15 protein-coding genes are annotated in these 16,911 nt (G+C 26.3%); 9 read left to right on the forward strand and 6 right to left on the reverse strand.

Annotated features, from left to right (window positions below; all coding sequences use genetic code 11):
• Positions 1 to 53: 53 nt before the first annotated feature.
• The 5 genes from KO488_RS01515 to KO488_RS01535 all read left to right on the forward strand — a co-directional run bounded on the left by KO488_RS01515 (position 54) and on the right by KO488_RS01535 (position 6,144).
• Positions 54 to 938 carry a DMT family transporter gene (locus tag KO488_RS01515; RefSeq protein ID WP_216057020.1) on the forward strand — a complete coding sequence of 295 codons (885 nt, stop codon included), beginning with the start codon at positions 54 to 56 and terminating at the stop codon, positions 936 to 938.
• Complete coding sequence (locus tag KO488_RS01520) at positions 935 to 1,861, forward strand: D-2-hydroxyacid dehydrogenase (RefSeq protein WP_216057021.1); 927 nt, start codon at positions 935 to 937, stop codon at positions 1,859 to 1,861. The genes KO488_RS01515 and KO488_RS01520 overlap by 4 nt, the downstream gene beginning before the upstream one ends.
• Positions 1,862 to 1,936: 75 nt before the next feature.
• Positions 1,937 to 2,695, forward strand: a complete 759-nt coding sequence (locus KO488_RS01525; RefSeq protein ID WP_216057022.1) for a response regulator transcription factor — start codon at positions 1,937 to 1,939, stop codon at positions 2,693 to 2,695.
• A 13-nt stretch (positions 2,696 to 2,708) separates the two neighbouring features.
• The gene (locus tag KO488_RS01530) at positions 2,709 to 4,826 is read left to right on the forward strand and encodes a CHASE domain-containing protein (protein WP_216057023.1); all 2,118 of its coding nucleotides are present in this window, start codon (positions 2,709 to 2,711) and stop codon (positions 4,824 to 4,826) included.
• Positions 4,819 to 6,144, forward strand: a complete 1,326-nt coding sequence (locus tag KO488_RS01535; protein WP_216057024.1) for a diguanylate cyclase — start codon at positions 4,819 to 4,821, stop codon at positions 6,142 to 6,144. Before KO488_RS01530 ends, KO488_RS01535 begins: the two co-directional genes overlap by 8 nt.
• A gap of 14 nt (positions 6,145 to 6,158) precedes the next feature.
• Here the strand turns inward: KO488_RS01535 and KO488_RS01540 are convergent, their stop codons facing one another.
• The 5 genes from KO488_RS01540 to KO488_RS01560 form a co-directional block, all read right to left on the reverse strand.
• Positions 6,159 to 7,820: a GMC family oxidoreductase gene (locus KO488_RS01540; RefSeq protein ID WP_216057025.1), complete on the reverse strand. Its 1,662-nt coding sequence runs from the start codon at positions 7,818 to 7,820 to the stop codon at positions 6,159 to 6,161.
• Positions 7,817 to 8,311 carry a hypothetical protein gene (locus KO488_RS01545; RefSeq protein ID WP_216057026.1) on the reverse strand — a complete coding sequence of 165 codons (495 nt, stop codon included), beginning with the start codon at positions 8,309 to 8,311 and terminating at the stop codon, positions 7,817 to 7,819. Before KO488_RS01545 ends, KO488_RS01540 begins: the two co-directional genes overlap by 4 nt.
• A 109-nt stretch (positions 8,312 to 8,420) precedes the next feature.
• A complete protein-coding gene (locus tag KO488_RS01550) occupies positions 8,421 to 9,680 on the reverse strand; it encodes an OmpA family protein (RefSeq protein WP_216057027.1) in 1,260 nt (419 codons plus the stop codon).
• 5 nt (positions 9,681 to 9,685) lie between these two features.
• Entirely contained in the window at positions 9,686 to 10,906 is a 1,221-nt protein-coding gene (locus tag KO488_RS01555; protein ID WP_216057028.1) for a MotA/TolQ/ExbB proton channel family protein, read from the reverse strand.
• 207 nt (positions 10,907 to 11,113) lie between these two features.
• On the reverse strand, positions 11,114 to 11,911 hold the full coding sequence (locus tag KO488_RS01560; protein WP_216057029.1) for an AbiH family protein: 798 nt from the start codon (positions 11,909 to 11,911) through the stop codon (positions 11,114 to 11,116).
• Between the two features lie 113 nt (positions 11,912 to 12,024).
• Here KO488_RS01560 and recQ point away from each other — a divergent pair, with 113 nt between their 5' ends.
• Genes recQ through KO488_RS01580 form a run of 4 tightly spaced genes read left to right on the forward strand, consistent with a single transcriptional unit; the run spans position 12,025 to position 16,306 of the window.
• Positions 12,025 to 14,133, forward strand: a complete 2,109-nt coding sequence (recQ, locus tag KO488_RS01565; protein ID WP_216057030.1) for a DNA helicase RecQ — start codon at positions 12,025 to 12,027, stop codon at positions 14,131 to 14,133.
• Complete coding sequence (locus KO488_RS01570; RefSeq protein ID WP_216057031.1) at positions 14,130 to 14,993, forward strand: thymidylate synthase; 864 nt, start codon at positions 14,130 to 14,132, stop codon at positions 14,991 to 14,993. Before recQ ends, KO488_RS01570 begins: the two co-directional genes overlap by 4 nt.
• Positions 14,994 to 15,002: 9 nt before the next feature.
• On the forward strand, positions 15,003 to 15,506 hold the full coding sequence (locus KO488_RS01575) for a dihydrofolate reductase (protein ID WP_216057032.1): 504 nt from the start codon (positions 15,003 to 15,005) through the stop codon (positions 15,504 to 15,506).
• A gap of 2 nt (positions 15,507 to 15,508) precedes the next feature.
• Positions 15,509 to 16,306: a methyltransferase domain-containing protein gene (locus tag KO488_RS01580; protein ID WP_216057033.1), complete on the forward strand. Its 798-nt coding sequence runs from the start codon at positions 15,509 to 15,511 to the stop codon at positions 16,304 to 16,306.
• Here KO488_RS01580 and KO488_RS01585 read toward each other — a convergent pair.
• Positions 16,303 to 16,866 carry an HPP family protein gene (locus tag KO488_RS01585; RefSeq protein WP_216057034.1) on the reverse strand — a complete coding sequence of 188 codons (564 nt, stop codon included), beginning with the start codon at positions 16,864 to 16,866 and terminating at the stop codon, positions 16,303 to 16,305. The genes KO488_RS01580 and KO488_RS01585 overlap by 4 nt on opposite strands.
• Positions 16,867 to 16,911 lie beyond the last annotated feature (45 nt).

Genomic DNA, 16,911 nt, shown 5'->3' on the forward strand with positions numbered 1-16,911 from the left:
ATATTTTGATATACTTCTTCACTTGACTAATTAGTCAAGTGAAGGAAAATTAAATGTTTAACATTAATATTAAAGATTTTTTATTACCAATAAGTTTTGTTTTTTTATATGGCAGTGGATTTATATTTACTCAATACGGATTGGTAAATACAAGTCCTATGGCATTCCTAGCGATTAGATTTTTTATTGCGTTTTGTATTTTATTAATAATTACAAGCTTAGTAAAAGCTAAATGGCCAAAGACTATAAAAGAGTTTATTCATATAAGTATTGCCGGGATGTTAACTGTTGGAACATTTTCAGTAGGAGTATATATGTCCATATCATATGGTATATCTGGTTCCTTGAATTCTTTGATTATCGCTTTACAACCAATACTTGTTTCTTTTTTAGCTTTTAAATTTTTGAATGAAACATCAGATGGAAAAATTTGGCTTGGTTTGTTTATAGGTTTTATTGGTGTTAATATTGTAGTAATCTCAAATATTGATACAAATATAGGAGCAATTACTGGAGTTACATGGTCCTTTATTGCACTTTTTGGGTTGAGTTTTGGTAATTTATATCAAAAAAAATACTGTAAAAAGATGAATTTATTTTCAGGAGGTGCAATTCAAACTCTTAGTTCAACAATTTTGGTATTACCTTTTTTATTATATGAAGATATTAGAGTTTCTTGGAATTTAGAGTTTATTGTAGCTTTATTTTATATGGTAGTAGCAGTTAGTATTGGAGCCTTATCTCTTTTATATATAATGATTGAAAAAGGGGATGTTTCTAAGGTATCATCAATATTTTATTTGGTACCTGTTAGTGCCTCAATTGTTTCATATGTATTATTTGATGAGGCATTTAAATTAAGTATTTTAATTGGTATAATCACTGTATTAATTGGAATGTTATTTATACATAAAAAAACAAAAAAAGGAAAAATATGAAAATAGTAATTTTAGATAGAGCAACATTAGGTTTTGATATGGATGTATCAATTTTTAATAGTTTAGGTGAAGTTACATCTTATGATATAACAAGTAAAGATGAAACTAAACAGAGAGTAAAAGATGCAGATATTGTAATTACAAATAAAGTTGTAATTTCTAAAGAGGATATGGATAACTCTTCAATAAAATTAGTTGCAATAACAGCAACAGGAACTAATAATGTAGATTTAGAATATGCTAAACAAAATAATATAGAAGTGAAAAATGTAGCTGGATATTCAAGCTCTTCTGTTTCTCAAGTTGCTTTTGGAATGATATTCCATTTTGTACAAAAGTTAAATTATTATAAAGCTTATGTTGATGAGGGTAATTGGCAGAAATCAAAAATATTTACTCATATAGATAAACCATTCTTTGAACTTGATGGGAAAAGAGTAGGTGTTATTGGTCTTGGTGATATTGGTTCATCATTTGCAAAAAGAGTAAAAGCATTTGATTGTGATATTGTATATTATTCTACAAGTGGAAGAAATAATAACAGTGAATTTAAAAGAGTTGAACTTGATGAGTTACTTAAAACAAGCGATATTATTTCAATTCATTGTCCTTTAAATAAACAAACAGAAAATTTGTTAAATTATGAAAATATGAAAACAATGAAAGACGGCGCAATTTTATTAAACCTTGGTCGTGGTGGAATTATAAATGAAGAAGATTTGAGTGTATTAATAGATGAAAAAGAAATTTATTGTGGAATAGATGTAGTAAATAAAGAACCAATTGAAAAATCAAATCCTTTGCTTAAAATAAAAAATAAAGATAGATTACTTTTAACTCCTCATATTGGATGGGCAACTATAGAAGCTAGAACTAGACTTATAAAAATGGTAGCAGATAATATAAAAGAGTTTATTAAATAATTTAATAAAAATAGTTAATTAAACTAAGTTTAGTTAAAATAACTAATTATTAGTATCTTTGTTTAGGGAGTAGAAATGAAAGAATTATTATCTCAGATTAATTTATTATACGTTGAAGATGATGATGAGATACGTTTTGCTTTACAAAGAGTACTAGAACGAAAAGTTAAAAACTTATATGTAGGAGAGAATGGGCAAGAAGGATATGAAAAGTTCTTAGAATTTTCTCCTGATATAATACTTACAGATATAAAAATGCCAATAATGGATGGTATTGAAATGTCGAGAAAAATTAAAGAGATTAATCCTAATATCCCTATAATCATGGCATCTGCACATAGTGAATCTGCACTTTTATTAGAATGTATAGATATTGGAATAGATGATTACTTGTTAAAACCTATTCAAAGAGATAAACTTTTAGAGATGTTCTCATCAAATATGAAAATAATTTTATTTAATAAAGAAAAAGAGAGGCATCAAAAGTTACTACAAACGGTTATAGACCTACAGGCTAGTATAATATTCTCATATGATGAATCAAAGAAAACTTTATTTGCAAATAAGCTTTTTTTAGATTTCTTTAATAAAGATAACATACTTGATGGTAAATTATTATACGAAGAATTAAGAAATAATAAAAATGTTACTTTAACTGATGTTAATGAAGAGATATCTTGGCTTGATTATATGTTTTTACACCCAGAACAAGATTTTCGTATTAAAATTAATAAAGACAATATTGATATAAACTTCATAGTTAAAACAAAAAAAATAGTTCAAGATGATGGAAAAAATATATTTGTTATTACATTAGTAGAGTTAAAAATTTAAAAAAGGTACTAAAATGAATAATAAAAAAGCAATCTTATCTCCTTTAATATTAACTACATTCCTTTTAGGTTTAATATTTTCTATTTTTGTTTATATGTATATTGTAGATATGGAAACTAAATCAAGTAAAATAAAGTTTGATAATTTAGTTGAACGAGAACTTCTATCAATTGAAAAAGAACTCGAATTAAATGTAAATGTATTGTATGCATTAAAAAGTTATCATAAAACAGTAGGTAAGTTAACAAGAGAAGAATACAATCTTTTTACATCAAGGTTAATAAAAGAGAAAAGGAGTATTCAAGGTGTATCTTGGATTCCACGTGTAGTAGATAAGGATAGAAAAGAGTTTGAATCAAATAGAACTAAAGAATTAGGCTTAGATATTTTTATAAAAGAAAAAACTGATGATGGAAAGATAGTAAGAGTAAAAAGAAAGAAAGAGTATTTTCCTGTTGATTTCGTAGAACCTTTAGCTGGAAATAAAATTGCATATGGCTTTGATATATCTTCTAATAAAACAAGACTTGATGCATTAACTTTAGCTAGAGAAACAAATACAATGTTAGCAACAGGAAGAATACAACTAGTGCAAGATATAGAAAATAAATTTGCTTTTTTAGTTCTTTTACCAGTTTTTGAAAAAAACACTTCATCTTTAGAAGGCTTTTATACAGGAGTATTTAGAATCAAACCTTTGGTAGAAAATGCTATAAAATTTAGGAAAAATGATTCTTTAATGTTAAATATACGATTAGTTGATACAACAAATGGTATTTCAAAGCTTTTATATACAAATAGTGATAAGGATTTTGTTTCTAAAAAAGCTATTGATCTTAATATATTAGGTAGAACATGGACTTTATACTCGCAACCAAGCGAAAAACTTCTAAGCACAAATAATTTTTATTTATCAAATATCTTATTGGCACTTTGTTTATTTATTACATTTTTAGTTACTTATATTTTAATTATAAAAAATAAAGATAGTCAACTTTCAAGAAAAAAGCTTGAAGAATTGCTTTTTATGTTTGATAAAAAGGTTATAGCTTCACATACTGATAAAGAAGGTATTATTACTTATGCTACTAAAGCATTTTGTGAGATAAGTGGATATTCAAAAGAAGAACTATTAGGACAAGATCAAAGAATTGTGATACATGAAGATATGTTTGATGGTACATATGAAAAAGTATTAGAAACTATTTCAAAAGGTGAAATATATACAGGCGAGATTAAAAATAAAAGAAAAGATGGAACTTTTTATTATGTTAATAGTACTATTTTCCCAGAAAAAAATGATGAATCAGAAATAACTGGTTATTTTGCAATAAGAGAAGATATAAGTGCTAAAAAAGAAGTAGAATTATTTAATGACACTCTTTCTTTAAAAGTAGAACAAGAAGTAGAAAAAAATTTAAAAAAAGATAAGCTTTTATTACAACAATCAAAATTAGCAGCAATGGGTGAAATGATCGGAGCAATAGCTCATCAATGGAGACAGCCTTTAAATACTTTAGCTATTAAATTACAATTTGTTGTTGATGATTATGAAGATGGACTAGTAGATAAAAAATATTTAGATAATCATTCTAGGGAGGGTATGAATCTAGTTAATTTTATGTCAAAAACTATTGATGACTTTAGAAATTTTTTCAATATTGAGAAAGCTAAAACTACATTTGATATTAAAACAAAGGTTTTAGAAACAACAAATATTTTATCTTCACAGCTATCAAAATATGATATAAAAGTTGAAGTTTTAGGAAATACTTTTGATTTTTATGGTCATGCAAGTGAATTCCAACAAGTGATATTGAATATTGTAAATAATGCAAAAGATGCATTAGTTGAAGAAGAAATTGTAAATGGAGTTATTAAAGTTGATATAAAATCAGATAAAGAGTATGGATATATTATTATCTCTGATAATGCAGGTGGAATTGAATCATCTGTTTATGAGCGTATTTTTGAACCATATTTTACAACTAAAGAACAAGGTAAAGGGACAGGACTTGGTTTATATATGTCTAAAATGATTATTGAAGACAATATGCAAGGTGAGCTTAGTGCTAAGAATAATAAAGACGGGGCAGAATTTATGATTAAATTCAGAATTAAAAATGGATAGTAAATATATAAAGAAAATAAATCTTTTATATGTTGAGGATGAAGAGTCTGTTAGAGAAATATTGTCTAAAAAGTTAGAAAGATTTGTTAAAGAATTATATGTTGCAAAAGATGGAGAAGATGGATATTCAAAATATTTAGAACTTAAACCTGATATTATTTTAACTGATATTACTATGCCAAAATTAAATGGTATAGAAATGTCAAAAAAAATTAGAGAAGATAATAAAACTATACCTATTATTATCATCTCAGCCCATTCTGATTCTAACTTTTTAATAGATGCAATTGATTGTGGAATAACAAGCTATTTACTTAAACCAATAAATAAAAATAAACTTTTAGATTTATTAGAAGTAAATGCAAAAAATGTTTACTTAGATAAAATAAATATTTTGCAGCAAAAAAAGATTGAAGAACAACAAAGTATTCTTCAAAATATTATAAATGTTGAACAAAATATATCTTTTGTAACTGATTTTAAAAGCTTATCCTTTGTAAATAATGCATTCTTAAACTTTTTTGATATTGAAAGTAAGGAAAAGTTTGGAGAAAAGTTTGAAAATATTGAAGATATATTTATTGAAAATATTGATTATGTTCATAAAAAGCTAATTAATAACTATTCAGAAATAGACAATCAATCTTTTGGAAAAGACTTTTTTGAAGTTATAAATAATCTAAATGCTGAAAAAAGAGTTGTTTTACTTTTTGATAAAAATAATGATAAAAAGTCATTTTATTTGACAATATCAATAATTGATAATGATAAAGAGTTGTATTTAATAAACCTAACGGATATTACAAGTATAAAAAATGAACGATATTCAATTGAACAAAAAGCGTATCATGATGGATTAACAAATCTATATAACAGACATAAATTTAATGAATTATTTGAAATAGAATTAGCAAGAGTAAAAAGATATAAACATCCTTTATCAATGGCAGTATTAGATATTGACAATTTTAAGATATTCAATGATACATATGGCCATTTAAAAGGTGATGAAATTTTAATTAAGATAGGAAATAGTTTAAATCCACAGTTAAGAATAACAGATATTTTTGCAAGATGGGGTGGAGAAGAGTTTGTTATCTTATTTATAGAAACAAAATTAGAAAATGCTATACAGTGTTCAAATAATATTAGAAAAAATATAGAAAATTTAGAAAATGATTTAGATACTAAAGTAACTGTTAGTTTTGGTGTCTCTGAATATAAAGATAATGATACTCTTGAAAGTTTGTTTGCAAGATGTGATAAAGCTCTATATAGTGCAAAAGAAAAAGGTAGAAATAGAGTAGAATTTTCTTAATTAAACTTAAAATTCTACACTAAATTTTCATAATTTTCTTTGATATAAGATGCCACTCTAAAAGAGTTGGCATAAATTGTAAAGGTAAAAGGAACAGAACCTCCACTTGGCATAAAACTTCCATCTGTTACAAAAAGATTTTTAACTTCATGTGCTTGGCAATATTTATTTAAAACTGAAGTTTTAGGGTCATCTCCAAATCTACAACCACCTGCTTGTAAGTTTGAAGAAGGAAGTGCATTTATATTACTTTGGATATTTTTTGCACCCATTTGTTTTAAAATACTAACTGCTTTTTTTGCTAAAAAGTTTGATACTTCTAAATCATGTTTTAAAGTTCCTATTCTTATATTTGCAACTGGTGTTCCGTATTTATCTTTGTACTTTTCATCTACACTTACAAAAGAATTATCATTTGGAGTCCAATCTGCAAATATTTCCATGTTTAAAGTTTTTGTTTTTGTAAAAGAAGTATAAAGTTTGTCTTGTAACTCTTTGCCAATTAAAAGTTTATTTAAATCCTTTTCATCCCATTTAAAAAAGTTTGCTCGTCTTATTGGATTTGCATGTTCAAAAACCATTTCAACCATTCCACCTTTAAAATCCTTTGTAAAATAAAAATCTTTTATTGCTCTATTTACAAAAAGTCCCGGAGTCATTAACTCTTTTAAAGGTATAGCGCTTTGATCAAATGTTCCTGTAACTATTCCTCCACTTGAAGAGAGTAGATTTTTTCCTACATTTAAAGAATTGTTAGCAACTCCATTTGGGAAGTTTTCATCTTTTGAATTTAACAATAATCTTGAAGACTCAACAGCTTGAGCTGCTAGAATAAAAAGCTTTGCTTTTAACTCTTTTTTATTTCCATCTTTTGTTAAGTATGTAGCTTGGGTAATTTTTTTATCTGTATTTGTATGTAGTTTAATCACATTTGCATTTGTAATAATTGTAAGATTATTCGTTTTTATAGCAGGAAGTATTAAAGCTTCTCTTGAACTTCCTTTTGCTCCACTAGAACATCCGTAAGAACCACAATAATTTGAATAATAACAAGCACTTCTATGCTTGAAATCTTCACTTATAATTGCTCGTGGTGTTTTTACAATACTAAAGTTTAATTCTTTTGATGCTTTATCTATTAGTTTTGTAATTGGATGTTCATCTAAAGCTTTAAAAGGAAAAGCTTTTGAGCTTCTAGGCTCTTGATGTACATAAGTTGAAACTTCACCAGATACTCCAATAAGTTTTTCAACTTTATCATAATATATTTCCATATCATCATACGTTATTGGCCAATCAGTGATATTTGAATCTTTTATTTTTCCATATTTAGAAGCTAATTTGAAATCATCAGGTTTTAATCTATAGAAAAATCCACTCATAAAATTTGAAGAACCACCTACTAAGTTTCCATTATTAAAATCCCAACCCGTATCATATGTAGGAAATTTAGTCCATTTATTATCAACAAACTCTTCAATAGTATGGTATTCATCTTTTAATTTTGGATTATAAACACTTCTTCTATTAACAGCTAATTCATCTTTTGAAAAATCATCTCTTTTATAGAAGTCACCTTTTTCTAAAACACAAACCTTATGTCCTTGTTTTGATAACTCATAAATAATAGGACCAGCTCCTGCTCCACTTCCTATTACACAAATATCATACATCATAATTTTTTTCCATATCTTCTTTTAGGTTTTGGGTAGCCTATTTTATGATTTATGCTTTTCCATCCAATTTGATTTGTATTTCCATTGTAAATAGGGTCTGATAGCATTGCTTCAATTCCAAAATATACTAGTTTTGAAAGCCAAGTATTAGCATAATCATTGTCATTTACAATTGAGTAAATTAATTCTTTTTTTTCTTCATTAGTTAAATTCAAAAACTTTGGAAAGCTTCTTATAAAACTAGTTGTGCCATTAATGATTAAATCTTTATCATAATCTAAAAAAGTTTTATGGTTTATTGTAGAAAATAAAAATCCTAATGCATTAAACTCTTTTGAACTTGGCATATTTAAAGTCTTTGGAAATAGTATTTCATAAACTTCTTCTAAAACTAAGGCATTGTTTTTTGATATAGTTTTAGCAATAAGTGTCTCTTTTTGAAATAATACAAGTCCAAGAATAGAAAACTTTATAAAGTTTCTTCTTTTCATAAACCTATCTTATTTAATATTTTTTGAAAAAATGTTTTCTTCTCTTTCTTTTTAGCCCTTATTTTATTTGATAATTCTTTTAATCTTTTAGGTTCAAATAACTGCTCTTTCATTTTTTGTTGCCTAAAAAGTTTTGAAGTTCTTTTATTGCAGTTTCATTTTTAATTCTAAATTTTATTTCAATTCTTCTTGAATTATCTTTATCTTCTACACCATTTTTATAAATAATATCAGAGTAAGACCTACCACTTGCATTTACATACTTCTCTAAAAGTGCCTTATCTACAATTTGTGAAGTATATAAAAACTGCATAACTTCTAAGGCTCTTTGTTGAGAAAGAGCAAGGTTATCTAAGTAAGATCCATCAGAGTTTGTATGTCCTTCAATTGTAATACTATGAATATATTTTCTTATACTTTCATCATCAAGTAAGGCTTGTAAGTATTTTTTTAAAACTAAACTAAGTTCTTTTTTTGATTCTTCTTTTAATGTATATTCACCCTGATCAAAAAGAATATTTGAAGAAAATGTAATAGCACCACTTTTTTCATCTATATTTATTGATTTCCCTAGCTTATCTTTTAGTTTTGATATTACTGTAATTTTAATACCTGTTAGATGTTTGATTTTTACTTTTGTTATATCAAACTCTTCTACAAGTTTTTGATGAAGTTTACTTTGAATTAGTATTTTATTTTCAAGCATTAAAAGTTCTTCATCTTTTAATGAAATCATATTTTTTTGATTTTCAAATTTTGTTGAAAGTTCTGTATTTGTATCTTTTTGTTCTTTAACTTGAAGTTCATAATCAAATAATAAAGCTTTTAATTTATCTATTTCTTCATTATTTAAATGTATTTGTGATGTTTTTTCTAAAAGTATATTTCTTTCATCTTCAAGATTTTTATTTAGAAGTTTTATATTGTTTTCTTTATCTTCTAAAATGGCAGTTATCTTTTCAATTTGTTCAGTTGATATTGCTAAGTTCTTATTTTTTGTTTCTAACTCTTGATTTAACTTATTAGCTAATATCTTTTCTTCTTCTAATTGTAGTTTTGTTTCATTAAACATATTTTTAGATTTAGCTAATTCAAATGATAAATGAATCTTCTCTTCTTGAATTTTTTGAAGTTGTGTATTTACAATATTAAGTTTTTTCTTTTTATTTAAAAGTTCTTCTTCACTTAAATTTAAAGCATCTTTTTGTTCTTGTAAATTAGTTTTAATTACTTTTAAATCTGTTTGAGCATAAAGATATTTTATAATAATTGCACCAATTACTAAAATAAATACAAAAAGTAATCCCGCCATTAAATCAGCATAAGATATCCAAAAATTTTCTTCATTGCTTTGTTTTTTATCATACATAGTGACTACTTTTGCATCTCTTTAAATTCTTTTAAATCTTCTATTATTTTAGCTGTTTCTTCATCTATTGATTCTAAAGAATTTTCAAGTTTTTGGGAGAATTTAGTATCATATTCATCTAATTCTTTATTAAATCGCCAACCAATTCTATCCATTTCATTTTTCATAGTTTCAATACTTTTTACGATATTTGTGTAAATAAGTTCTAGATTTTTTGTACTTATATTTTCTAAGGCTTGATTTAATTCTTTTACATTATTATTTAAAAGTTTTGTGTATTCAGTATGAATTTCTTTTTCTTCTCGAAAGTTTTCTATTTTTGTATGTATGTTTGTATTTAGTGTGTCAATCATAGAAGCTAGTTTTTCACTGTTTGCAATATTATCACTAACTTTTGAAGATAAAGTTAACTCTTTTTCTAAAATATTTTCAAGTAAATCTACTCTTTTTTCTATTGAAGTATTAATATTATCTAAGATATCTTTTGATGTAAGTTGCTCAAAAATATGAGTCATTTTTGCGAAGTTTTCTATATTACTTTTTATATTAATTGATTCAATATCTATTTTTGTCCAAAAGAAAGATTTAGTATTTTCAGTAATTACAAAGCAGTCATGCTCAAATCTACTCATTCCAAACTTTTCAAAAAAAGTCCACCAAATTGATAAAAATATTCCATAAATTGATACATAAAAGGCAGTTCCAACTCCACCTAAAAGTAAAGTAATCTCTTCTTCTAAAGCACTAGAAGTTCCAGATGAAAAATCAGGCATAGAAAAAGCAATAGATATAAAAGTTCCTAAAATACCAAGAGTTGGAAATATCCCTGATGCAATTGATGAAAAGTTTGTATTTCTAATATTGCTTGTAAAATCTTTTAAAAAATCATCTGCACTACCATTCGCTTTTGTAGTATCTCCAATTGTTAAAAGGTTGTTATTTATATATTCTTTTAAATAGAAAACTAATTCTTCATAAGAAGTTCTAAATTTACAAGAAACATAATAAGCGTTATGTCTAATAAAAAATAAATAAATAAAGTAAATAAAGCCTATTAAAATTACACTATGTATTTCAACTTTTAATGGAAAATGTCCCAAATATCCTAATATTATAATAGCGAATAATATAGTTGGTACTGTAAGTAGAGTGAAAATTCTAGCTATTGCTTTGCATGATGTGTTGACTTTTGTATTTAAGTCAATAAAGTCTTCGTTTGTTAACATAAAAGTGTCCCTTATGGTAGTTAGCTTTTTTAGATAATATTTTAGCATAGTTATGTAAATGGTAAATGAAATATAATGATAAATGATGATATATTTTGTAAAACAAAGCCGTATAAAGAAATATAAAAAGATTTCTAGATGATTTTATGTTTTAACTTTCTAAAGATAAATTTGAATATTGGAAATCACAAATTGTGACTCCCATAATTATATTGATGAATCAATATGTATAAAATTATTTGCTCTAAATTCAGTTAAGCTACGAAATGTATATTTATCAACTATTTTCATCATTTCTTTCCATCCAGATTTGCCATAATAATAGAATTTAAATTTTGATTGAATGATATCATTTGATCTTTGATTAATATAGTCTTCAAAATATGAACTGTCTGTTATTCCAATTGAGTGACCAAAAATTATAATCTCATTTTTTTTATTAAATTCTTTTTTTATATTATGTTTTCCATAGTTCTTATTATAAGCTTTTTTTAAAAAAATATGTTCTTCATCACCTAATCTCGCCTTATCTTCTACACCAAAAATAATATCTTTATCTTCTATTGACCCATGAACATAGTAATGTTTATTTTCTATATTTTGAATATTTAAAATCTCTGCAACTTTAAATACTGAATTTGTATAGTTAAAGTTAAAAATAGTATCTACCTTATCAATTTCTTCTTTTAATATTTCAAATGCTTTTGAATCTTGATTTATATCTTTTTCTTGTGCTTCTTTTAAATAATTCATTAAAGATAATCTTATTTCATTAAAATTATCTTCTATATCTAAGTTTTTATTTTTAACTTTTATTGAATAGTTATTTAATTCATTTTCAATATCAACCCAATTATTTAATTCATTTTTTTCATTAAAATATTCAGCCATATTATTTCTCTTTGCAACTAAATCTTTAAAATGTTCACTTTGAATAAAATCTTTGTAACTTGTCTTAAGACCTAAATTCAAATCAAATCCATTACCTATAATTAATATTTTCATTTTCATCCTAATATTTAAGTGATAGAATATTATATACAAATTTAAAATAAAATAGTTAATAAAATACTAAATTAATAAATACACACCTAACCCACGATATGCTAAAATCAAAAATGAATAAAAAACAACAAATCCTAAAAGACATATTTGGACATGACAACTTTCGTTCTTTCCAAGAAGAAGTAGTAGATAGTATATTAAATGGCCAAGATGTGCTTACAATTCTTCCAACAGGTGGTGGAAAATCACTTTGTTACCAATTACCTGCATTACTTATGGATGGAGTTACTGTTGTGATTTCTCCTCTTATTGCGCTTATGCAAGATCAAGTAAAAGCTTTAAAAGACTTAGATATAAAGGCATCTATGATTAGTTCATCTCAGACTAATGATGAGAATACATTTACAATGAAAGCTTTGTTAAAAGGTGAGTTAAAATTTGTATATGTTGCACCTGAAAGATTTACATCAAATGAGTTTGTTGGAGTACTTCAAAGAATAAATATCAACTATTTTGTAATAGATGAAGCGCATTGTGTATCTGGATGGGGACATGAATTTAGAGCTGAGTATAGAAATCTAAATAGGTTAAAACAGTTTTTCTCTGAAGTTAGCATTGCTGCATTTACTGCAACTGCTACAAAAAGAGTTGAAGCAGATATTGCATCTTCACTTAATCTTGTAAATGCAAAACATTACAGAGCAAAAACACAAAGAGATAATCTTGAAATAAAAGTAGAACCACGTATTTCAAATGGAAAATCACAAATATTAAACTTTTTAAAATCACATAAGGGGTTATGTGGAATTATATATACCTTTACAAGAAAAGAAGCAGAATCAACAGCTAAGTTTTTATGTGATAATGGCTATAAATCAAAAGCCTATCATGCAGGATTAAATGCTAGTACTAAAGATGAGGTATTTAATGACTTTGTATATGAAAATGTAGATATTGTGGTTGCAACTATTGCTTTTGGTATGGGGATTGATAAATCAAATATTAGATTTGTTATACATACAAGTTTACCAAAAACACTAGAGAATTATTATCAAGAAATAGGTCGAGCGGGAAGAGATGGTCTTATGTCTTATGTATATTTACTTTATTCAAAAGGTGATGAGGTAAAAAGAAAGATACAAATAGAAGACTCTATAGATGATTCATATAAACAAACTGGACTTGATAAATTAGAATTTATGTATAGGTATTGCGTTTCAAATAACTGTAGACATCAAATCATAGCTTCGTATTTTGAAGATGAGATAGATGAATGTAATACTTTATGTGATAACTGTACTAAAGGTGAGGTGAACCAAGTTGATGTAAGTATTGATGCTCAAAAGTTCTTATCCGCTGTATACAGAAGTGAACAGAGATTTGGAACTAATCATATTATAGATATTTTAAGAGGTTCAAAAAATCAAAAGCTTTTAGAGTTTGGTCATGATAAGCTAAAAGTATATGGATTAGGACATGATAAGAGTAAGAATGAATGGGTAGCAATAGCAGATAAACTAATAGATATACAAGCACTTAACTTAGGTGAATTTAGAGTTCTTAAAATAAACAATCTTGGAATGAGGATATTAAAAGGTGATGAAAAACTTTTAATAGATTCAGATAAATTAGGAATAGCTGTAAAACAAGAGGCATCAGAAGAAGTACTTTCTTTTGATGAAGAATTATATGAGAAGTTTAGAACCTTACGAAGAGAAATGGCATCTACACATGAAGTACCAGCATATGTAATTTTTGGAGATAAAAGTTTAAAAGAGTTTAGCTCAAAACTACCAACTACAAAAGAAGAAATGTTAGAAGTAAATGGTGTAGGACTTGTAAAGTTTGAAAAGTATGGTGAAGAGTTTATTAATTTATGTAAAGACATAAAAGAAGAGTTTAAAGAAAAAATAGAAACTAGGGCTCCTTTAAAGAAACTAACTAAAACATATACTGATACATATGAACTAGTTCTAGAAGGACTTCCTTTAGAAGATATCGCACAAAAAAGAGACTTAGGAATAAGCTCAGTTTTAAGTCATATCTCACTTTTATTTGAACATGGTAAAATATCAAAAGAAAAAAAAGAAGAGCTCCTAAAATCACTTCAAGTTCCAGAAGAAATAAAACAATGGATTGAATCAGGTTTAAAGTTAGAGAGTTTAAAAGAATTAAGACAATACTTGTATTTATATGATTACATGAAGAAGGAAAGCAATTGAAACAATATTTAGATTTATTAAACCACATCTTAACAAAAGGTGTTAAAAAAGAGGATAGAACAGGTACTGGTACAACTTCAGTATTTGGATATCAAATGAGGTTTGATTTAAATGAGGGCTTTCCTTTAGTAACTACAAAGAAAACTCATTTAAAAGCTATTATTTCTGAACTGTTATGGTTTATTGAAGGTAGTACAGATGAGAGAAGACTTGCTGAAATTAACTTTGGTGATAAAAGAGAAAACCTAATAGGTAAAAAAACAGTATGGACTGCAAATGCTGATGCTCAAGGAAAAGACTTAGGTTATGTTAATACTGATACTATAAAAGAACTTGGACCTGTTTATGGAGCTCAATGGAGATCATGGAAAGGTACTGATGGTAAATCAGTTGACCAATTAGCAGAACTAATTAATCAAATCAAAACAAACCCAGATTCAAGACGTTTAATATTATCAGCTTGGAATGTAGGTGAATTAGAAAAAATGGCATTACCACCTTGTCATACATTCTTTCAATTTTATGTGGCTGAGGGAAAACTTTCTTGTCAGTTATACCAAAGAAGTGCAGATACATTTTTAGGAGTGCCATTTAATATTGCTTCATATGCGTTACTTACTATGATGATTGCACAAGTTTGTGATTTAGAAGTGGGAGATTTTGTACATACATTTGGTGATGCACATATATACTCAAACCATTATGAGCAAGTAAACCTACAACTTTCTAGAGAACCTTTTTCTAAACCTACTATGAAAATAAATCCAGATGTTAAAAACATTGAAGATTTTAAAATGAGTGATTTTGAATTAGTTGGATATGAATCACATGAATCTATTAAAGCTGTAATGGCAGTATAAGGATAAGATATGAAAATTTCAATGATAGTAGCATATGGTAATAATTGGGAAATTGGTTTAAACAATGAAATGTTATGGCATATAAGTGAAGATTTTAAAAACTTTAAAAATATTACAAGTGGTCATCATATTTTAATGGGAAGAAAAACATTTGAAAGTATAGGAAAACCACTTCCAAATAGAACATCTTTAGTATTGTCAAACTCTGGATTTGAACATGAAGGTGTACATACTTTTTCTGATGTTCACGAGGCATTTAATTTTGCAAGAGAGTCCGCTGAAGAAGAGTTATTTATAATAGGTGGTGCTAATATATATGAAACACTATTTCCATTTGTTGATAAAATGTATTTATCAGAAGTGGATTTTGAAGGTGTTGCTGATGCCTTTTTAAAACCTATTGATTTTTCAACTTGGGATTTAGAAAAAGAGAAATCATATGATGAGATAATTGAACATGGAAAAGTAAAATCTCCAGCTTGGAAATTTAAAGTTTGGGTTAAAAAAGATTAGTTATGAAATATGAAGATATAGATTTCAATAAACTTTATGTAGAACAAAAAAAACTTACTTCTTTTAAAGCAAAAGGAAAAGATGCGTGGGATGAAAAAGCACCTTTTATGAATAAAAAAGTTCATAAGTCAATTTATAATGAGCAGTTTTTGAGTCTTTTAGACTTAAGTAATATAAATAGCGTTTTAGATGTTGGTTGTGGAGTTGGAAATTTATCACTTAGACTTGCAAAAAGTGTAAAGGAAGTAAATAGTTTAGATTACTCGTCCGTAATGTTAGAAATACTTCAAGAAAATGCAAAACAAAAAAATATAACAAATATCAATATTATAAATAAATCTTGGTACGATTCATGGGATGAGGTAGCTAATTGTGATTTAGTAATAGCATCTCGTTCTATGGAAGTAAAAGATATGAAAGAAGCCTTATTAAAACTAAATAATAAAGCTAATAAAAAAGTAGCTATAACATATAAAAAAGGTGGCTCTTTTGTAAGTGAAGAAATTTTAGAAGTCTTACAAAGAGAGATTATTAGAAAACCTGATTATATTTATCTTGTAAATATTTTATATTCTCTTGGAATAAATGCAAGTGTTAATTTTATACAAAGTGAAGGTAGAAGCACTATTTATACATCAAAAGAAAAATTTATTCAAAGTGTTTCTTGGAGTATAGATGGTTTAAGTCCTGATGAGATTAATCGATTAGAAAAATATTATGAGTCTTTAGATAAAACGAAGAAAGAAGAAAAAGATTTTGCTTATTGGGCTGTGATTTCTTGGGATAAGAAAACTTTTTAATCATCACTTAAATATTTTTCTCTAAATTCTTTTAAGGATAATGGATATGATCTATGTTTAGGTATATTATTTACAAGTAGTGCAATTAATAATAATATCAAGGATCCAGAAGCAACGGGAACTAATACATATAAAAAACCTAAATCATGAATTTGGTCACTTCCAATTACAGCTATTAATGCAGTTGCACCTCCTGGAGGATGTAAAGTAAGAGTTAATTGCATAACTAAAATAGCAGTTGCAACTGCAAAAGCTGAGCAAAATAATATATTACCATCAAATATTCTAAACGAAGCCACGCCAATAATTGCAGATAAAATATGTCCTCCTACTAAGTTTCTGGGTTGTGCAAGTGGTGAGTTAACTGCTCCATAAATTAAAACAGCACTAGCACCAAACGATGCAATTACTAAAGTTAAATCTTTATCATTTAATACGTCTTGATGGAAGTAAGAAACAGCTAATATTCCTAAAAAAGAGGCAATCCATGTCCACGTGATATTGGCTTTTTCTATAGGTTCTGAATTTATTTTTTTAAATTGTTTAAAGAATGTTTTCATAAATTACTTTCTTTTGGGATTAGAAAATAGTATCGAAAAATTTAA

This window comes from Poseidonibacter lekithochrous (genome assembly GCF_018861145.1).
Lineage (GTDB): Bacteria > Campylobacterota > Campylobacteria > Campylobacterales > Arcobacteraceae > Poseidonibacter > Poseidonibacter lekithochrous_A.